The sequence below is a fragment of the Saccharopolyspora sp. SCSIO 74807 genome (genome assembly GCF_037023755.1).
Classification (GTDB): domain Bacteria; phylum Actinomycetota; class Actinomycetes; order Mycobacteriales; family Pseudonocardiaceae; genus Saccharopolyspora_C; species Saccharopolyspora_C galaxeae.
In genome coordinates, this window is the sequence record NZ_CP146100.1 from 672,449 (window position 1) to 690,846 (window position 18,398).

Annotated in this window: 17 protein-coding genes; 10 read left to right on the forward strand and 7 right to left on the reverse strand. The window is 72.4% G+C overall.

Annotated features, from left to right (window positions below):
- Positions 1 to 17 precede the first annotated feature (17 nt).
- Both rfbD and rfbB read right to left on the reverse strand, forming a co-directional pair.
- On the reverse strand, positions 18 to 926 hold the full coding sequence (rfbD, locus tag V1457_RS02995; RefSeq protein WP_338599921.1) for a dTDP-4-dehydrorhamnose reductase: 909 nt from the start codon (positions 924 to 926) through the stop codon (positions 18 to 20).
- Complete coding sequence (rfbB, locus tag V1457_RS03000; protein WP_200073433.1) at positions 923 to 1,903, reverse strand: dTDP-glucose 4,6-dehydratase; 981 nt, start codon at positions 1,901 to 1,903, stop codon at positions 923 to 925. Before rfbB ends, rfbD begins: the two co-directional genes overlap by 4 nt.
- Before the next feature lie 329 nt (positions 1,904 to 2,232).
- On the opposite strand from rfbB, the gene V1457_RS03005 reads away from it, so the two are divergent.
- From V1457_RS03005 to V1457_RS03015, 3 genes are all read left to right on the forward strand, one after another.
- Positions 2,233 to 3,999, forward strand: a complete 1,767-nt coding sequence (locus V1457_RS03005; RefSeq protein ID WP_338599925.1) for an LCP family protein — start codon at positions 2,233 to 2,235, stop codon at positions 3,997 to 3,999.
- 108 nt (positions 4,000 to 4,107) lie between these two features.
- Complete coding sequence (locus tag V1457_RS03010; protein WP_307850325.1) at positions 4,108 to 5,667, forward strand: LCP family protein; 1,560 nt, start codon at positions 4,108 to 4,110, stop codon at positions 5,665 to 5,667.
- A gap of 231 nt (positions 5,668 to 5,898) precedes the next feature.
- The gene (locus V1457_RS03015) at positions 5,899 to 6,618 is read left to right on the forward strand and encodes a TIGR03089 family protein (RefSeq protein ID WP_200073400.1); all 720 of its coding nucleotides are present in this window, start codon (positions 5,899 to 5,901) and stop codon (positions 6,616 to 6,618) included.
- Positions 6,619 to 6,712: 94 nt separating this feature from the next.
- Here the strand turns inward: V1457_RS03015 and V1457_RS03020 are convergent, their stop codons facing one another.
- The gene (locus V1457_RS03020) at positions 6,713 to 7,132 is read right to left on the reverse strand and encodes a DoxX family protein (RefSeq protein ID WP_200073401.1); all 420 of its coding nucleotides are present in this window, start codon (positions 7,130 to 7,132) and stop codon (positions 6,713 to 6,715) included.
- A gap of 176 nt (positions 7,133 to 7,308) precedes the next feature.
- Between V1457_RS03020 and V1457_RS03025 the strand changes: the two genes are divergently transcribed.
- The 5 genes from V1457_RS03025 (at position 7,309) to V1457_RS03045 (ending at position 11,026) form a co-directional block, all read left to right on the forward strand.
- Positions 7,309 to 8,091, forward strand: coding sequence for a thioesterase family protein (locus tag V1457_RS03025; RefSeq protein WP_200073402.1), 783 nt, complete (start codon positions 7,309 to 7,311; stop codon positions 8,089 to 8,091).
- Between the two features lie 343 nt (positions 8,092 to 8,434).
- Entirely contained in the window at positions 8,435 to 8,551 is a 117-nt protein-coding gene (locus tag V1457_RS03030) for a lasso RiPP family leader peptide-containing protein (protein WP_200073403.1), read from the forward strand.
- Positions 8,552 to 8,566: 15 nt separating this feature from the next.
- Complete coding sequence (locus V1457_RS03035; RefSeq protein WP_338599936.1) at positions 8,567 to 10,381, forward strand: asparagine synthase-related protein; 1,815 nt, start codon at positions 8,567 to 8,569, stop codon at positions 10,379 to 10,381.
- On the forward strand, positions 10,359 to 10,619 hold the full coding sequence (locus V1457_RS03040; protein WP_200073405.1) for a lasso peptide biosynthesis PqqD family chaperone: 261 nt from the start codon (positions 10,359 to 10,361) through the stop codon (positions 10,617 to 10,619). The genes V1457_RS03035 and V1457_RS03040 overlap by 23 nt, the downstream gene beginning before the upstream one ends.
- On the forward strand, positions 10,616 to 11,026 hold the full coding sequence (locus V1457_RS03045; RefSeq protein WP_200073406.1) for a lasso peptide biosynthesis B2 protein: 411 nt from the start codon (positions 10,616 to 10,618) through the stop codon (positions 11,024 to 11,026). Before V1457_RS03040 ends, V1457_RS03045 begins: the two co-directional genes overlap by 4 nt.
- Before the next feature lie 19 nt (positions 11,027 to 11,045).
- On the opposite strand, the gene purE is transcribed toward V1457_RS03045, so the two are convergent.
- The 3 genes from purE to V1457_RS03060 form a co-directional block, all read right to left on the reverse strand.
- Positions 11,046 to 11,561, reverse strand: coding sequence for a 5-(carboxyamino)imidazole ribonucleotide mutase (gene purE, locus V1457_RS03050; RefSeq protein ID WP_200073407.1), 516 nt, complete (start codon positions 11,559 to 11,561; stop codon positions 11,046 to 11,048).
- Positions 11,562 to 11,670: 109 nt separating this feature from the next.
- A complete protein-coding gene (locus V1457_RS03055) occupies positions 11,671 to 12,855 on the reverse strand; it encodes a 5-(carboxyamino)imidazole ribonucleotide synthase (RefSeq protein ID WP_338599945.1) in 1,185 nt (394 codons plus the stop codon).
- A gap of 99 nt (positions 12,856 to 12,954) precedes the next feature.
- On the reverse strand, positions 12,955 to 13,755 hold the full coding sequence (locus tag V1457_RS03060; protein WP_338599947.1) for a hypothetical protein: 801 nt from the start codon (positions 13,753 to 13,755) through the stop codon (positions 12,955 to 12,957).
- A 272-nt stretch (positions 13,756 to 14,027) separates the two neighbouring features.
- On the opposite strand from V1457_RS03060, the gene V1457_RS03065 reads away from it, so the two are divergent.
- Together V1457_RS03065 and V1457_RS03070 are read left to right on the forward strand one after the other, a co-directional pair.
- Positions 14,028 to 16,481, forward strand: a complete 2,454-nt coding sequence (locus V1457_RS03065) for a sigma-70 family RNA polymerase sigma factor (protein WP_338599950.1) — start codon at positions 14,028 to 14,030, stop codon at positions 16,479 to 16,481.
- Positions 16,482 to 16,582: 101 nt separating this feature from the next.
- A complete protein-coding gene (locus V1457_RS03070; RefSeq protein WP_200073410.1) occupies positions 16,583 to 17,083 on the forward strand; it encodes a GtrA family protein in 501 nt (166 codons plus the stop codon).
- A 40-nt stretch (positions 17,084 to 17,123) separates the two neighbouring features.
- On the opposite strand, the gene V1457_RS03075 is transcribed toward V1457_RS03070, so the two are convergent.
- A complete protein-coding gene (locus V1457_RS03075; protein WP_200073411.1) occupies positions 17,124 to 18,398 on the reverse strand; it encodes an ATP-binding protein in 1,275 nt (424 codons plus the stop codon).

Sequence of the window (18,398 nt, forward strand, 5' to 3'; positions counted from 1 at the left end):
AGTGGAAAAGGACGCCGTCAACGGCGCAGCGCAGCACCGTCGGTCTCGAAGGCGGCGGTGAGCGCCGATCGCCAGTCTCGCAACGGCGTCAAACCCGCCGCGGCCCATGCGCGCCCGGACAGCACCGAGTGCGCCGGTCTGGGCGCGGGCCGCGGAAATTCCTCCGTCGAGCACGGCTGCACCCGCTCCGGGTCGGCGCCGAGTTCGGCGAACACCGCGCGGGCGAAGGAGAACCAGCTGGTCCGCCCGGCGTTGGTGCAATGCAGCACCGGGCGCTGCGGGTCGCGGCGCTCGGCGAACGATCCGGCGAGCTGCACCACTCCCGCCGCCAGATCACCGGTCCAGGTCGGCGCCCCGACTTGATCGTCCACAACGGACAGCGAGTCCCGCTCCCGTTCCAGGCGGGACATCGTGCGCACGAAGTTCTGCCCGCCTGCGCCGTAAACCCACGCGGTTCGCACCACGCAGGCGCGGGCTCCCGCGGACAGCACGGCCCGCTCCCCATCCAGCTTCGTGCGGCCGTAAACGGTGCGCGGCTCGGCCGGATCGTCCGGTTCGTACGGCACATCCGCATCGCCGGAGAAGACGTAATCGGTGGACATGTGCACCAGCGGAACCCGGCGGGCCGCGCAGGCCCTGGCCAACGCAGCGGCTCCGTCCACGTTGATCGACCGCGCCGCGTCCGCGTCGCTCTCGGCCGCGTCCACGGCGGTGTAGGCGGCGGCGTTGACCACCACCGGGCGCAGATCGTTGTCCAGCGCGGTCTCGGCGAACGAGCCGACCGCGTCGCCGACCTCCGCGGCGTCGCGCAGGTCCAGTTCGCCCGATCCCGGCGCGTGCACCAGCGGCACCGCCGAACGCGCCAGCTCCCGTCCGAGCTGACCACGCCCGCCCGGCACGAGCAGCGCGAGGCGCTTCGCGCTCACTTCTGAACCTGCTTCAACGGCTCCCACCACGACCGGTTCTCCCGGTACCAGCGGATGGTCTCGGCCAGTCCCTCGTCGAAGCCGACCCGCGGCCGGTACCCGAGCTCGGCGGCGATCTTGGTGTGGTCCACCGAGTAGCGCCGGTCGTGCCCCTTGCGGTCGTCGACCGGGCGCACCATCGAGAAGTCCTGACCCATCGCCTCCAGCAGCCGCTCGGTCAGCCGCCGGTTGGTCAGCTCGGTGCCGCCGCCGATGTTGTAGACCTCGCCCGGCCGCCCGGACTCGGCGACCAGCTGGATGCCCCGGCAGTGGTCGTCCACGTGCAGCCAGTCGCGCACGTTGCCGCCGTCGCCGTAGAGCGGAACCCGGTGGCCGTCCAGCAGGTTCGTGATGAACAGCGGAAGCAGCTTCTCCGGGAACTGGTACGGGCCGTAGTTGTTCGAGCACCTGGTCACGCACACCGGCAGCTCGTGGGTGCGGAAGTAGGCCCGGCTCATCAGGTCGGAGCCGGCCTTCGCCGCCGAGTACGGCGAATTCGGCTCCAGCGCGTGCTCCTCCGGCCACGAACCGGTCTCGATCGAGCCGTACACCTCGTCGGTGGAGACGTGCACGAACTTGCCCACCCCGGCCGCGAGCGCGGCCTGCAGCAGCGTGTCGGTGCCGACCACGTTGGTCCGCACGAAGTCCGATGCGCCCAGGATCGAACGGTCCACATGGGACTCGGCGGCGAAGTGCACCACCACGTCGACCCCGGTCATCAGCTCCGCGACCAGCTCGGCGTCGCAGATGTCCCCGCGCACGAAGCGCAGCCGCGGATTTTCCGCCACCGGGCGCAGATTCTCCTGATTGCCCGCATAGGTGAGTTTGTCCAGAACCACCACTTCGGCGTCCGCGAACGCGGGATAGGCCCCTTGCAACAGCTGCCGCGCGTAGTGCGAACCGATGAAGCCGGCCCCACCGGTGATCAGTACTCGCATGCCACCTTCCATGGGGATTTCCCTTCCGCCGCAGGGCGGATCGGCAGGGACCGAACGTCGCCCGGAAGCAGTCTGCCACGCTGTCGGCCGGGCGTGGTCAGCGCCGACCACGCAGTGCGAAAAGCGGCGTCCGCGCCGCCGAACAACACGCGGAGTGCAAGCGGCGAACCACTCGCAGTGATCTTCCGACTACGAAGTACGTGCGGCTGCGGCGATTCCGCCCGCTCGCAACCCCGACGGCGGAACACCGTTAGCCTGCGTGGTGGCTTCGCCGAAAAATCACCCCGGCGAGGTGTAACGCTCGCAGGAAGTCCCAAGGAGGATTCGGCGTGGACGACCGGTCGCGACGGCCAGGTGGCCCACCAGGGCAACCGGGCAGGCCCGTCCCACCGCGCGGACCGCAGCGCCAGCCCCGCCCCGGTTCCGGCCCCGCCGGACGTCCCGCACCCGGCGGCGGACCCCGCCAGCCCTCCCAGGACCGCCCCGCACCGGCCGACCGGCCCGCCCGCGCGCAGCAGCGCCCGCCGGGCGAGCAGCAGCGACGACCCGAACCGCGGCCGGAGCGGCCCGCTCCGCCGCCGCCCGAGGACACCTGGAACCGCGGCCGCAACGCCCGCCGCAACGGCATGATCGTCGGGCGGACGTTCGTGGCCCTGCTTTCCGTGCTGGTGCTCGCATTCACCGGCTACGCATGGGCGACCCTGCGAAATCTGAACAGCAACCTCTCCGGCAGCGACGTCATCGGTGGCGGCCTGAGCGAACCGGACGGCGCCACCGACATCCTGCTGATCGGCAACGACAGCCGCACCGACGCCGACGGCAACCCGCTGCCGGACGAGATCCTCAAGACGCTGCGCACCACCGACGACGAAGGCGGCGACCTCACCGACACGATGATCCTGATCCGGATCCCGAACGGTGGCGGGCGCGCCAGCGCCATGTCCTTCCCGCGCGACACCATGGTGCAGATGGGCAACGGGTACGGGGAGAACAAGCTCAACTCCGCGCTGCCCAGGGCCAAGTCCGACGCGAAGCAGAAGCTGCAGGCCAGCGGCGTCACCGACCCGAAGCAGCTCGAACTGCAGTCCAAGGCCGAAGGCCAGAAGTTCCTGATCAAGACCCTGGAAGACCTCTCCGGGGTGAGCATCGACCACTACGCCGAGGTGAACCTGCTCGGCTTCTACGAGATCACCCAGGCGGTCGGCGGTGTCGACGTCTGCCTGAAGGACGAGGTCAACGACAGCGACTACTCCGGCGCGGTGTTCAAGGCCGGGCCGCAGACCGTCGCCGGCGCGGACGCGCTGGCGTTCGTGCGGCAGCGGCACGGGTTGCCGCGCGGCGACCTGGACCGGGTGGTGCGCCAGCAGGTGTTCATGTCCGGGCTGGCGCGCAAGATCCTCTCCAGCGGGACGCTGAGCAACCCGGCCAAGCTGACCAGCCTGATGGAGGCGCTGAAGAAGTCCGTCGTGCTGGACAAGGGCTGGGACGTGGTCGACTTCGCCCAGCAGATGCAGGGCATCGCGGGCGGCGACATCAGCTTCCAGACGATCCCGATCGAGCTGGAGGGCGAGTCCGGTTCGGAGGACGTCACCGCGAACCCGCGCGAGGTCAAGCAGTTCGCGGACGGGCTGCTGCTGCCGCCGCAGGAGCGCGCGGCCAAGGAGCAGGCCGAGCAGGCCGCCGAGAAGCAGCGCGGCGGCACCACCGTGAACGTCTTCAACGCCACCGGCAAGAGCGGTCTGGCGGGCCAGGTGCTGAGCACGCTCAGCGAAGCGGGCTTCACCCAGGGCGGCAGCTCCAATTCGGACTCGATGGCGAAGTCGGTCGTCTACCACGCACCGGGCGACGAGGCCGCCGCCGGCCAGGTCGCCGCCACCCTCGGCGGACTGCCGCTGCAACCGAGCGGCAACCTGCAGTCCGGCAACGTCGAGGTGTACGTGGGCAGCGACTACCAAGGCCCCGGGGCGCAGCAGTTCGCCGGGAACAAGCAGGTCCAGCTCGACGGCGGGCAACGCGCCGCGGCACCGCTGCACGCCCAGCAGTCCGGTTCCGGCGACACGCCGATCGACGCGGGCGGCGTCCCCTGCGTGAACTGACCGGGTTCCGCGCCGCGTTAAGCTGATCGCGCGCGTCGGCCGGAAGGTGGACCCGCGCGGGCGGGCCGCCGGTCCGGTCCCGGTGGCAGGCCGCCAGGGGGAGGGAACGTGGCCGAGGAAGACGTGCCGACCGCGGGCTCGGGCGACTCGCGGGAACCGGACGAGCAGCGGGCCGCGCAACCCGACCACGGGCGCGCTGCGGACGCGGCGGGTGGCGGCTCGGACCCGGGCGACCCGGCTTCGCACGGCACTGCATCGGGGCGCACCGCGTGGCACGGCACGGTTTGGACCGGCACCGTCTGGCCCGGCGACGCATCGGGCGGCACCGCATCGCGCAGCGCTGCTTCGGATGACACGGCATCGCGCAGCGCCGCATCGGACGACACGACATCGCAAAGCGCCGCATCGGCCAGCGCCGCGTCGCGCAGCACCGGATCGGACGGCGCGGCGGCGGCCGACAGCTCAGTTCTGGACGGCTCGGAACCGGACGACGCGGGCGGATCCGAGCGCGCCGCTGCCGCCCCGCGCAAGCACCGCGGCTGGCTGATCGCGGGCCGGACGCTGGTCGCGCTGATCTCCGCCGGAGTCCTGGCGGTCACCGCTGCGGGTTGGGTCGCGCTGGACCGCCTGGACACCGACGTCAGCACCTCCCGCGTACTCGCCGACACGCCGGAAGCTCCCCCGGCCGACGACGGCGCGACCGACATCCTGCTGGTCGGCAACGACAGCCGGACCGACGCGCAAGGCAACCCGCTGCCGCTGAGCGTGCTGCGCGAACTGCGCACGGAGAGCACCAACGGCCTCAACACCGACACCGTGATCCTGATGCGGATCCCGCACGACGGCGGCCCGCCCACGGCGGTTTCGCTGCCGCGGGACACCTCGGTGCCGATGCCCGGCGGCGGCACCCAGAAGATCAACGCGGTGTACGGCCTGGCGAAGAGCGCCGCCGCGGATTCCATCGAAGGCCGCGACTCGGCGCTGGCCGAGCGGCAGGCCCAGCTGGCCGGGCAGCGCGCGCTGCTGCAGAGCGTGCAGCGGCTCAGCGGCGTCCGCGTGGACCACTACGCCGAGGTGAACCTGCTCGGCTTCTACGAGGTGACCGACGCGCTCGGCGGCGTCGAGGTGTGCCTGAACCAAGCCACCAGCGACAAGGACTCCGGCGCCGACTTCGCCGCGGGCAGGCAGACCATCTCCGGCGGCGACGCGCTGTCGTTCGTGCGGCAGCGGCACGGCCTGCCGGGCGGTGATCTGGACCGGATCGTGCGCCAGCAGGTCTTCATGGCGGCGGTGGCCAACAAGCTGCTGTCCACCGGCACGCTGACCGATCCGGCGAAGCTGGCCGGATTGCAGGACGCGGCGCGGCGTTCGGTGGTGCTGGACGAGAACTGGGACGTGGCCGGGTTCGCCGCGCAGATGCAGGGCTTGGCGGGCGGCGGCGTGCGGTTCGTGACGCTGCCGGTCGCTTCCACCGGCGGCAGGGACGAGCACGGGCAGAGCGTGGTCAAGGTGGATCCCGCGCAGGTGCGTTCGTTCATCGCGGGCCTGGTGCCGAAGACCGGTTTCGCCGCGAACGCCCCGCTGGACCTGGACGGCACGGCCCGGCGCCAGCCTGCGCCACCCGCCCAGGACCCGATCACCTCCGACGGCATCCCCTGCATCAACTAGCCGCAGCCGATCCGAGGCAGGGGTTCCTTCGCCCCAACAGACCGAGCGATCGGGTCGCTCACCCCCGACGTCACCTCCCGCGCGGTCCGATCGAGGGGCTCCTTCGCGCCAATAGGCCGGTCGAACGGGTCCTTCATTCCTCGCGGTACGCGCGGTGACGAGCGCCTTCGCGCCGGTGGGACGCTCGGTCCCCTTCGCCGCGGGCGGCGGGCTACGCCATAAGGTCGCGGCATGAGCGTCACGCAAGCATTGCTCGCACCCATGCTGGCAACCGGTTCCCCGCGCCCGCTGATCACGCACTACGACGACGCCACCGGAGCCCGTGTCGAGCTGTCCCGCGCGACGGTCGCGAACTGGGCGGCGAAGACGGCGAACTGGCTGGTGGACGAGCTCGACCTGGAGCCGGGCACGCCGGTTTCGGTGGCGCTGCCCGCGCACTGGCAGACCCTCGGAGTGCTGCTCGGCTCCTGGTGGTGCGGTGCGCACGTGGTCGACGACCCGGCGGGTGCCGAGGTCGCGTTCGTCCCGGCCGCCGCGCCCGAGTCCGGCGCGGGCGCGCACGTGACCGCCGTGGTGGGCCTGGACGCGCTCGGCGGCCCGGTGCGCGAGCTGCCGCAAGGAGCCGTGGACTACGTCAGCGACATCCGGGTGCACGGCGACGAGTTCAGCCCGCGCCAACAGGTTCCCGGCAGCGCTCCGGCGCTCGTCGGGTCCACAGTGGACGAAGTGCTGGGCGTGGCCGCGGAGCGGGCCGAAGCCCTGGGCATCGGCCCGGACTCCCGCGTGCTGTCCACATTGGAGTGGACGTTGCCCGGCGGGGTCTACGACGGGCTGCTCGCCGTGCTGTCCGCGCGGAGTTCGCTGGTGCAGGTCAGCAACCCGGACCCGGACAAGCTCGCGCAGCGGCGCACCACCGAGAAGACCACTGTGGACCTCGGCGCGGTGCTGTGAACACCGGCGGGCCGGTCGACCACCGGCCCGCCGCAGCACTCCGAACTCCTTCAGACGCAGCGACCCGCCCTGCCGCCCAGCGACTTGGCCGCGCTCAGACAGCTGCGGGCGCGGAGTCCTTCCGCGCGGCGAAGGCCGCCTGCAGGGTGTATTTCGGGCCGCTGAAGCCGAGCGCGAGGCTCACCGCCGCCAGCACCAGCACGTACTCGAAGCCGCCATCGGTGGCGAAGTACGCCCCGGAGTGCGCGGTGACCAGCGCGCCGAGCATCACGGCAGCCAGCAGCACACCGGCGACCGGCAGCAGCACGCCGAGGATCAGCGCGAGCCCGCCGAGCAGCTCGACCAGCGCGGTGAACCAGGCCGCGGCAGCGGGCAGCGGGATGCCCATCTGCTCGAACCCGGCGCTGACGCCGGACATCCCGTTGATCGCCAGCTTCTGGTAGGCGTGCAGCACGAAGGTCACCCCGACGACCAGCCTGGCCAGCAGGGTCGTCAGGTCGCGGTACCGGTGCATCGGCTTTCCTCCCGGGTCGGTGGGCGCCGCCAGCTAAGCATGAAAGTTCAACTAAATCGCTCCCGCGCGGAATCGGATCACACGGACATCGGCGAAATTCCGCCGAAGGTTCGCAGCGGCACGACCGAACGCAGCACGCCTACCCAAAGTAAGCTACCGGCAAGTAGCATTCGGGCGTGCAAGACGAGACCCTCTTCCGGCCCGCGGGCGAGCTGTTCCTTCCCACCGACTCGGCGGGCAATCCGTGGGGCGAACTGACCGGCGGTGGCCCCGTCGCAGGCTTGATCGCCCGCGCCGTGCAGCGCGAACTGTCCGATCCGGACCTGTTCCTCGCACGTCTCACCGTCGATCTGCACCGCCCGGTTCCGCGGCGCACCGGCGTCGCCGTGCACACCAGAACGGTGCGCGAGGGCAAGCGGCTGCGCGTGCTGGAAGTGGTGCTGCACCAGGACGGGACCGAGGTGACGCGGGCACTCGCGCACGTGCTGCGCCGCGACCGGACGGACGAAGCCGAACCCGATGGCGAGATCCCGTTCGCCGGACCGGACGGAATCACCGACGGCACCCTGCTGCCCGCCGGGCTCGGCCTGCGCTGGGGCGTGCACGACGTGATCCAGGTGCGCTGGCTGTCCGACCAGATCTCCGGCAGCCCGAGCAGGGCGTGGATGCGCCTTCCGCTGCCGCTGCTGCCGGACGAGCCGACGAGCCCGCTCACCCAGCTCGCGGTGCTGGTGGACTGCATCAGCGCGGCCAGCCCGGTCGGCGCCCTGTTCGGGCCGTGGATCAACAGCGACATCACGCTGTACCTGCACCGCGAGCCGCGCGGCGAATGGATCGGCATGGAGATCGAGCGCGACGTCGAGCCGACCGGCATCGGCGTGGCCCGTGCGCGGCTGTTCGACGAGCACGGGCCGATCGGCACGGCGCACGAGGCGGTGCTGGAGCACCAGCTGGGTTGATGCGCGATTCGCACACTCTCGCGCATTTCGCGTGCACGATTTCCGGAACGCTCGTTACACGCCTAGTACCACCTTCACCGATTCGGGTCATCCTGCGGAAAAAAGATTGTGCCCGCCGCACGGCGACGCGCACTGTGATCGTCGGCAGAGATCAGCCGAACGCCCTTCGATAGCGCCCGCGAGACCCGACTCTCGGCGCACCTTGCAGGCCCCCGGGCGCGTATCCGGCGCGCGGGGCGGCGTTCGCAGGCACCGGGATCCCGGCGGTCTTGCGGACCACCGGCGATCGCCGGCTGATCCGCTGCCGGGTAGTCGCCGAGAACGTCGTGAAGAGGAGGCCGTCGTGGAGGAGCAAGCCGCACCGGAACCCTACGAACCGCCGGTACTGGTGGAAGTCGGAGAATTCGGCGCGGACGCCGCCGCGGACGGTTCCGGGCAATTCGATGCCTCCGTTCGCTGATCGGCGGAAAATGCGATGAACACGCAGCGCCGAGATTCCGGGTGGGTGGCCCTGCCCGATGCACCGGAGATGCGGGCGGTGGCCGACCGGTTCGATCCGCACGGCCGGATCGTGCTGCCGCACGCCTCCGGGAACCCGTGGCTGGTCGGCCACTTCGCCCCGGACGAACTCGTTCCGGTGGCGCTGGGGCCGGTGCGGGTGGCGCTGGTCGGACGCTGCCCGATCGACGCGGCCCGGCTGGCCGAGCTGGCCCGCGCGGTGCACTCGGTGTCCGATGTGGACGGCATCGTCCGGGCGCTGCCCGGCGGGGTGCACGTGGTGGTCTCGGTGGGCGGCGACGTCCGGGTGCAGGGCGGGATTTCCGGGCTGCGCCAGGTTTTCCACGGCGTGCGCGAGGGCTTCCCGATCGCAGGCGACCGGGCCGACCTGCTCGCCGGGCTGCTCGGCGCGGGCATCGACGACCGGGCGCTCGCGGCGCAGGTGAGCTGCGCGCAACTGCCCCCGCCGCTGGCCGGGCAGAGCATCTGGTCCGGCATCCGCGCGGTTCCCGCGGACAGCTACCTGCGGCTGCTCGGGCACCGGGCCACCGAGGTGCGCTGGTGGCACCCGCCGGAGCCGGAGGTGCCGCTGCGCCGGGGCGCGCGGTTCCTGCTGGAACGACTCGAATCCGCGATGGAAACCGGCGCGGGCGAGGCCGGGCGCGCCGGATCGGAGCTGTCCGGCGGAATGGAGTCGGCCGCGTTGTGCTCGCTCGCGGCCGCGCGGAATTCGGATCTGCTCGCGCTGCGGATAGGAAACGGCGGACGCGAATCCGCGGCGCCGGAATGGCGATCGGCCGAACCGCTCGTGCTGGACGACGCGGAACTCCCGGATATGTTCGCCGAACCGGACGCAGCGGCCGATCCCGAACATCCTTATCCGGGCTGGCGCACCGCCGCCCGCATCCGGTATTCCGCACGAATTCTCGGCGAACGCGGAGTGCGCAGGCATTTCGCCGCGCACGGCGGGGAAGAACTGTTCCACGACGGCCCCGCACATCTGCACGCACTGCTGCGGCACCGGCCGGTCACCGCGCTGCGGCGGCTGCGCGGCTACCGCGCGGCGCGGAATTGGGCGCTGCCACCGACGATTTCCGCGCTGCTGAGCGCGCACGACGTCGGACGCTGGTGGCACGAACAGGCGGATCGGCTCACCGAGCCCTATCCCGACTCGAACGCCCCGCGACTGGACTGGGGAGCCGCCCCGGTACGCGTGGCGCCGTGGGCGAGCGCGGAAGCGGTGAGCACCACGCGTGCGCTGCTGCACCGGACCGCGCGCAAGACCGAGCGGCTGGCACCGGACCGGGCGACGCATCAGCTGCTGTCCGCGCTGCGCACCGGCGCGCCCGCGCACCGCAGGCTCGCCCGCAGCTACGCGGCGGCGGGCGTGCGGCTGGAGCTGCCGTTCCACGACGACCGGGTGGTTGAAGCGGTGCTGGCGGTGCGCCCGCACGAACGCTGCTCCCCGTGGGAGGACAAGCCGCTGCTGGCCGAGGCGATGCGCGAGGTGCTGCCCGGTGCCCTGCCGCGCAGGGCGAACACCGGCGACGGCGAGGCGATCCGCATCGGTTTCCGGCGCAACCGGGCCGCGATCCTGGCGTTGTTCGCCGACTCCGAACTCGCCCAGCACGATCTGATCGACACCGGCGTGCTGCGCAGGCACCTGCTGGCCCCGCACGTCGGCGAGCACACGCTGTTCCAGCTCGACCACCTGCTGGGCTGCGAGAACTGGCTGCGCAGCGCCACCCGAGAAAGCACCGGGAGAACGGATGTCCCTGCGACTGCGTCCTGACGTGGCCACCACCGACACCGCCGAGGGAACCGTGCTGCTCGACGAGCGCACCGGCCGGTCCTTCCAGCTCAACCGAACCGGCACGCACGTGCTGCGGGGTCTGCTGCTGGGGCAGGACACCGAACACATCGCCCAGGAACTCGCCGAGCGGCACCGGATCCCGCCGCACCGCGCGAAACGAGACGTGGCCACCATCGTGGAACGCCTGCGCAGCGTCACCCTGCTGGAGTCGGCATGAGCCTGCCCGTCACCCTGCCCGTCCGGGAGAACCTGCCGCTGCGCCAACGCGCTTCGGCCTTGCTGGCCGTCGGGCTGGCGCGGTTACTCGTGCTGCTGCGCCCCGCGCGACAGCTCAAGCTGCTGCGCTTCGCCCGCCGCCGGGCCGTGCCCGCAAGTGCCACGCAGGCGCTGGCGGCCAGGCGCGATGTCCTCGCGGTGAGTCCGCGCAGCGCCGACTGCCCGCTGCGGCGGTCCATCGCCACGGCGCTGCTGTGCCGCGCGCGCGGAGTGTGGCCCACCTGGTGCACGGGCGTGCGCACCGCGCCGTTCGCGGCGCACGCCTGGATCGAGGTCGACGGCCACCCCGTCGGCGAACCGCACGCGTCGGCGCATTACCGCCGCCTGCAAAGCATCCCGCCGCGCTGAGCGCTCAGCGCGGCGCGGTTCACTGCTCGGTGGCGCGGCTCTGCAGGGCGGCGTGCTTGTCGTGGACCATCGATTCCAAGTCGGACTGGAACCGGGCCATCGCGGTCCGCAAGCGCGTGCCGAGCTCCCCGGAATCCGCGGCGAGCGTGCGAACCGCGAGCAGCCCCGCATTGCGCGCACCGCCGACCGAGACCGTCGCGACCGGCACGCCTGCGGGCATCTGCACGATCGACAGCAGCGAGTCCATCCCGTCCAGGTGCTTCAACGGCACCGGCACGCCGATCACCGGCAGCACCGTCGCCGCGGCCACCATGCCCGGCAGGTGCGCCGCTCCCCCGGCCCCGGCGATGATCGCCCGCAGGCCGCGGTCGGCCGCTTCGCGGGCGTAGTCCAGCATCCGCTGCGGGGTGCGGTGCGCGGAGTACACGCCGACCTCGTAGGGCACGTCGAACTCGCTGAGCGCTTCCCCGGCGGCCTGCAGCACCGGCCAGTCCGAGTCGCTGCCCATGATCACGCCGACCAGCGGCTGCACCATCCCGATCCCTTCCACACGCACACCAACGACGCCGAGTGAACGGACTGTTCGCCCCAATAGATTGGTCGAACGGTCCGTTCACTCAAAACCTTCGGCCGGGCAGGGCCGCTCAGTGCACGAGGTGGCCGTCGGCCCATTCCCCGTGCGACAGGAAGTGCGCGGCCAGGTCGGCCTCGCGGCGCACCGCGCTCATGTCCTCGCCGAGCACGTTCACGTGCCCGATCTTGCGCCCTGGGCGCTCGGCCTTGCCGTAGAGGTGCACCTTCGCGTGCGGGAATCGCGCGAACAGGTGGTGCATCCGCTCGTCGACGCCCATCTTCGGTTCGGTGGGTGCGCCCAGCACGTTCGCCATGACCACGGCGGGCGCGGTCAGGCCCGTGCTGCCCAGCGGGTAGTCCAGCACCGCCCGCACGTGCTGCTCGAACTGCGAAGTGAGCGCGCCCTCCATGCTCCAGTGGCCCGAGTTGTGCGGCCGCATCGCCAGCTCGTTGATCACCAGGCCGTCGGCGGTCTCGAACAGCTCCACCGCCAGCACGCCGACCACGCCGAGCTCTTCGGCGATCCGCAGCGCCATGTTCTGCGCCTGCTCGCGCAGCTGCTCCGAGGCGTCCGGGGCGGGCGCGAGGACCTGCACGCAGATCCCCTCCGACTGCACCGTCTCGACCAGCGGCCACGCGGCGCCCTGTCCGAACGGGGAACGCGCGACCAGCGCGGCGAGCTCGCGGCGCAGCGGAACCCGCTGCTCGGCCAGCAGCACGGCGCCGGCTTCGAGCAGCTCGGTGACGGTGCGCTGCGCGCTCTCCGGCGTGTTCAGCGTCCACACGCCGCGGCCGTCGTAGCCGCCGCGAGCGGTCTTGAGCACGCAGGGCCAGCCGTGCTCGGCGCCGAACTCCAGCGCGTCGGAGACCGAGCGGATCTCCGCGAACGGCGGCACCGGCAGGCCCATCTCCGCGAGCTTGCGGCGCATCACCAGCTTGTCCTGCGCGTGCAGCAGCGCGTCCGGGCCGGGGTGCACGGCGGCACCCGCGGCGACCAGCTCCCGCAGGTGCTCACCGGGCACGTGCTCGTGGTCGAACGTGACGGCGTCGCAGCCTTGCGCGAACGCGCGCAGCGCGGCCAGGTCGGTGTGGGGACCGATCTGGACGTCCGGCGCGACCAGCGCCGCCGGGTCGTCCGGGGCGGCGGCCAGCACCTTCAACGACTGCCCCAGGGCGATCGCGGCCTGGTGCGTCATCCGCGCGAGCTGTCCGCCACCGACCATGCCGACGACGGGAGTACGAGTGCGGTGGTCCACGGCTACGCAGCTTAAAGACGCCCGCACTGATCACCTCGATGGGGACCGCCGAATGGCGACGTGCGGCACTTTCGCAGCGGCCGAGCGGCTTGCTCGAACTCAGTCCAGCGTGCCGAGCATCGCGCAGGCCGTGGCGTGGTCCTCCGGCAGCGGCTCCTCCTGCACCCGCACCGGCCCGACCGGCCGCAGCGCCGGATCGGCCGCGATCCGCTGCGCCGCCTGCAGCCGAACCTGCTCGCAGCGCTCGGAGAACCGCTCGTCCCGCGGCGCCAGCACCGCAGCCGTGCTCGTGCGCAGCAACGACACCGTCTCACCGGAGTCGAACACCTCCCGCAGCACGTCGGCGGCGAGCACCATGGCCATCATCAGCGGATAGCGGCCCGAAGCCCGCGGCATCTGCACGGACACGCTGATCAGCACGTGGTCGGCGTCCGGGGACCGCCCGGCGGCGCGCGCTCCCCGGTACACCTCGTGCAGCCGGGTCCGCAGGTAGGACGCGGTGGTCAGGCCGGTCAGCGGGTCCTGCACCTCGCGGTCCACGGTGTGCTCGGCCTGCACGTCGGCCCAGCCCAGCGCGACCGGCCGCAGCATCGCTGCGGGCACCGCGTCCGGATCGGCCGAGACCAGCCCGTCCTGGTGCGAGCCCGTGCTCACCGCGTGCAGCGCGGCGACGTCCTGCAGCGCCTCGGCGAGCCCGACACCGGATTCCGCGCGGCCCACGCCGAGTTCGCCCAGCGGCTCCGCCAGCTCCGCGCCGGTCGCCACCGCGCGGCACACCTCGCGCACCGCCCGGATGCCCCAGTCGCTCGGGAAGGGCCATCCCGCGGCGAGGCTCGCGGTGCGCCAGCGCGCCCGCAGCGCCCGCTCGCCGCCTGCAGCGCTCCGGATCCGTTCAGTCATCTCCGACCCCCTTCGGCAACTGGGACGACCTGCGGGTTCCGGTATGACGCAAGACTGCCTGCGGCGCCTGCGGAGGAGTCGATCACAATGGTGGGCGGTCGGTTCGCACCGCGTTGGCGGATCGACCTCCGGCACCGCGAATGGTTCGATTGGGCGGTTCTTGCGCTGATCGGCGGTGCCGGTGCGCGGCCGTTCGCCGCAGCGCCGACCGGCGTCTCGCCGAAGGGGCGCCGCGGCGGATGGAGACAGCGGACCACGAAGGAAGGTGCGGCGTGGCCACAGCCCCGGCAGAAGCGCAGGACCCCAGCGACGGGGAACTGATCGAAGCCGTCCGGCACGGTTCCACCGAGGCGTACGGAACGCTGTACGAACGGCACGTGGCCGCCGCGCACAACATGGCCCGGCAGGTCGCCCGCTCCGGATCGGAGGCCGACGACCTGGTCTCGGAGGCGTTCGCGAAGGTGCTCGACGCGCTGCGCGGCGGGCACGGCCCGAGCACCGCGTTCCGCGCCTACCTGCTGACTTCGCTGCGGCACGTGGCCTACGACCGCACCCGCCGGGAACGCAAGCTGCAGCTGGCCGACGACGTCGCCGAGGTCTCCGGGGCGGATCTGAGCGTGCCGTTCAACGACACCGCCGTGGCCGGGCTGGAGCGTTCGCTGGCCGCGCGGGCGTTCACGCAGCTGCCGGAGCGGTGGCAGACCGTGCTCTGGCACATCGAGATCGAAGGGCAGACCCCCGCGCAGGTCGGGCCGATCCTGGGACTCACGCCGAACGGGGTCTCGGCGCTGGCCTACCGCGCCCGGGAAGGGCTGCGGCAGGCGTACCTGCAGGTGCACCTGAGTTCGCTGGATCCCGAGCAGCCGGGCCTGCAAGCCTGCCGCGCGGCGGTCGGCAGGCTCGGCGCGTGGACCAGGGGCGGGCTGTCCCGGCGGGAAACCGCGCAGGTCGATCACCACTTGGACGACTGCGACCGCTGCCGCGCGCTCGCGGCCGAGCTGGCCGAGGTCAACGGCGGGCTGCGCGCCGTGGTGGCGCCGCTGGTGCTGGGCGCCGGTGCGGCCGCCTACCTGGCGGCGGCACCGGCCGCGGGATCGGTCTCGGCTGCCGGGGCCGGTGCGGCGGGTGCGGCTAACGCGGCGAGTTCGGTGCCCCGGCAGGCGATCTCCAGCGGGGCCGCCGCGACCGCGCTGGTGCTGACCGTGCTGCTGGCGCTGACCTCCGGGACTGCCTCGCTGGGGCCGGTCGCTTCCGACCCGCCCGCTCCGCAGGCGGTGCTGCCGCAGCCACCGGCGCCGAAACCCGCGCCACCGCAGCCGCAACGAGCTCCGCAGCCACAGCCGGAGGCACCGGCGCCGCCCCCGGCGATCCCGGATCTGCACGCGACGGGGCCCGCGCAGCCGTTGGAGCTGGTGCCCGGCGGGCCCGCGGTCGAGTTGCCGATCACCGTGACCAACCGCGGTCAGATGACTTCCGAGCCGGTCACCGCGACGCTCTCGTTGCCGCCCGGAGTGAGCGCCGAGGTTCCGGGGGCGACCACGCAGGCCAGCGGCCCGGCAGGCACCGCTCCGGCGAGCAGCACCGCCCCCGCCAGCACTACGCCCGCCAGCACTACGCCTGCGAGCGCTGCGCCTGCGAGCGCTGCGCCGGCCGGCACCGCTGCGTCCAGCGCGGGTCCGCGAAGCACTGCTCCAGTCGGCTCCGGCTCGGCAGGCATTGCCACCGCACGCGCCGCTCCAGCAAGCACCGGACCCGCGAGCACCACTCCGGCGAGCTTCCGCTCCGCCGCACCGGCCGGCGAGCCGCAGGTTCGTTGCCAGGCGTACGAGGGCGGCGTGCGGTGCACTTCCGATCGCGGTGTGCCGCCGGGTGGCCACCTCACCTTCCGCCTGCGCGTGCAGGCGGCGCCGAACGCTTCGGAAGGCGAGATCCGCGCGCAGATCACCTCCGGCGCCACGATCGACCTGCAGCTCTCCGCGATCCGGGTCCGGCTGGCCCCCGCCGACGGCGTGGACGTGCGGGTCTCCCGCGCGGCGTTCGACGAGGGCCTGTCCGAGCAGGTCGACGATCACCCGCCGGTGCACCTCGAACTGGACGTGCGCAACACCGGCCGCACGGCCGGTCGTGCCGAAGCGACGGCTCGGCTGCCGGAAGGCACCCGCGCGATCGGGATTCCGCCGGAGTGCGAGGTGCACCCGTCCGAGCGGCAGCTGCGGTGCGCCAAGGACTTGCGGCCCGGCGAGTCCTTCGAGGGCGACCTGTGGCTGCTGACGTTCCAGGACGCGCCGGTGGCGGACGCCGAGCGGCAGGTCACCATTCCCGCTCAGGCCACGCTCGGGCAGGCGAGCGACAGCGACTCGCTGACCTTGCGGTTGCGGTATCCGGGAGTGCCACCGAAGCCGTGCCCGGGCATTCCGGAGTTCCCCGGACAGGGCTGGTGGCACTGCTGGTGGCCCGAGCCGCCCGAGTCCCCAGAACCTCCGGAACCGCCCGAGCCTCCGGAACCGCCCGAGCCACCGGAGCCGCCACAGCCTCCGGAACCGCCCCGGCCGCCGGAATCACCGCAGCACCCGGAACCGCCCGAACCACCGGAACTGCCGGACCTGCTGCAACCGCCGGACGACCCGCCGCAGCAGGAAACCTCGCGGCCGGAACACGACGAGCCGGACGCGCCGTCCGGAACCCGGCCGTGGCCCTGGCCGCTGCGGGACCTGTCCGGGCGGTGACTCGCTGCCGCGCGCGGCGGTGACTCACTGCCGCGCACGCGGCGGTCCGCGCCGACGACCGGCCACCGGAAGCGCGCCGACCGCCACGTAAAATTGCCGCCGTGTCCGTCGTCGATTCGGTGCTCACCCGCATCCCGCAGCCGTACCGAAACGTGGCGATCCGGCACCGCGAACTGCTCAAGTTCGCGGTCGTCGGTGCGATCACGTTCTTCGTCGACACCGCGATCTTCTACGGGCTGAAGCTGACGATCCTGGTGCCGAAACCGGTCACCGCGAAAGTGATCGCCGTACTGGTGGCCACGATCGCCTCCTACGTGCTCAACCGGGAATGGTCGTTCCGCACCAGGGGCGGGCGCGAACGCCACCACGAGGCGGCGCTGTACTTCCTGTTCAGCGGTATCGGGGTCGCGCTGTACGCCGCGCCGCTGTGGTTCTCGCGGTACGCGCTGCACCTGCAGGAGCCCTACACCAGCAGGTTCGTCGAAGAGATCGCGGATTTCACCGCCGCGCAGATCGTCGGATTGCTGCTGGGCATGGCATTCCGGTGGTGGGCGTTCCGGCGCTGGGTGTTCCCTTCCGGCGATTCCGAACAAGACGAATAGCTCGCCGCGATTCGTCTCGGCCGCACGAAACCGGGTGGCCTCAGCGCGGCGTCGACTCGATCTTCCAGGGAACGCCGAGCACGTCATCGGCACGTGCCACCGGCAGGTAGATCTCGAACAGCGCGGGCCGGGCCTTGCTGAGTTCGAGCCGCCCGCCGTCCGCCTCGATCAACGCCCGCGCCAGCGCCAGCCCGACACCGGTCGAGCCGCCCGCGGAGAACCCGCGATCGAACACGTACGGCACCAGCTGGTCCGGAACGCCCGGCCCGGCGTCGCCGACCTCCACGACGACCGTCCCGCCGCCCTCGCGGGCAGCCAGCGTCACCGCGCCCTTGCCGTGCCGCAGGGCGTTGTCCAGCAGCACCCCGATGGCTTCGCGCAACCGGGCGGGCGTCGCCCTGGCCAGCAGCCCCTCCGGCACCCGTTGCCGCAGCGTCCGGCTCTGCGCGCGCAGCAGGTCCCGCCACTCCGTCGCCGCCTCCGCCAGCAACGCCGAGACGTCCAGCGGCTCCGCGTCCCGCGCCCTGGCCGCGGTGGCGGCGGCGAGCAGGTCGTCGAGCACGCTGGAGAGCCGCTCGGCCTGCTCCAGCGCGGCGGTGGCCTCCTCCGAGACCTCCTGGTCCGGCACTTCGGCCAGCGCTTCCAGCCGCAGCTGCAAGGCGGTGAGCCTGCTGCGCAACTGGTGCGACACGTCGCCGACGAGTTCCCGCTCCCGCTGCACCAGGTGCGACAACGCCGCGCCGGAAGCGTCCAGCGCGTCGGCCACCCGATCCAGCTCGGGCACCTCGTGCCGCTTCGGGTCGGCCCGGAAGTCGCCCGCGCCGAGCCGCGCGGCCCGCGCCGCGACGTGCCGCAGCGGGTCGGCGAGCCGCCGCGCGGTCAGCCCGGCGACCACCATCCCGGTACCCGCCGAGATCACCACCAGCAGCAGCACCAGCCCTGCGACCTGGAACTGCTGCGTGCGCACCGGCGCGCTCGGAGCCGACAGCGTGACGGTGCCGCTCTGCACCATCGGCACCCTCTCGGTCAGCGGCGAGGGCCCCGGGTCGGAGCCGTACACGTAGTCCTGCTGCTTGGTGCGCACCACCAGCTGCGCCCCGCGCGGCACCGCCAGCAGCACCGACTCGACGTCGATCGGCCGGTGCGAAGCGACCTGCTCGTCCAGCGAGGTCGCGATCTGCTGCGAGCGGGTGGACAGATCGGCCCGGGTGAAGTCCTCGACCAGCTTCAGCGCGGTCACGCCCAGCGGCAGCCCGAGCACCACGGCCGTGACCGCCACCGCCAGCAACGTCGCCGCCAGGATCCGCCTGCGCAT

What these genes read in the sequence shown, in the direction of transcription:
- rfbB (WP_200073433.1), bottom strand. Translation starts at nt 1,903, where the DNA reads ATGCGAGTACTGATCACCGGTGGGGCCGGCTTCATCGGTTCGCACTAC.
- V1457_RS03015 (WP_200073400.1), top strand. Translation starts at nt 5,899, where the DNA reads ATGAGCGTCACGCAAGCATTGCTCGCACCCATGCTGGCAACCGGTTCC.
- V1457_RS03020 (WP_200073401.1), bottom strand. Translation starts at nt 7,132, where the DNA reads ATGCACCGGTACCGCGACCTGACGACCCTGCTGGCCAGGCTGGTCGTC.
- V1457_RS03035 (WP_338599936.1), top strand. Translation starts at nt 8,567, where the DNA reads ATGAACACGCAGCGCCGAGATTCCGGGTGGGTGGCCCTGCCCGATGCA.
- V1457_RS03040 (WP_200073405.1), top strand. Translation starts at nt 10,359, where the DNA reads ATGTCCCTGCGACTGCGTCCTGACGTGGCCACCACCGACACCGCCGAG.
- V1457_RS03045 (WP_200073406.1), top strand. Translation starts at nt 10,616, where the DNA reads ATGAGCCTGCCCGTCACCCTGCCCGTCCGGGAGAACCTGCCGCTGCGC.
- purE (WP_200073407.1), bottom strand. Translation starts at nt 11,561, where the DNA reads ATGGTGCAGCCGCTGGTCGGCGTGATCATGGGCAGCGACTCGGACTGG.
- V1457_RS03060 (WP_338599947.1), bottom strand. Translation starts at nt 13,755, where the DNA reads ATGACTGAACGGATCCGGAGCGCTGCAGGCGGCGAGCGGGCGCTGCGG.
- V1457_RS03075 (WP_200073411.1), bottom strand. Translation starts at nt 18,398, where the DNA reads ATGCGCAGGCGGATCCTGGCGGCGACGTTGCTGGCGGTGGCGGTCACG.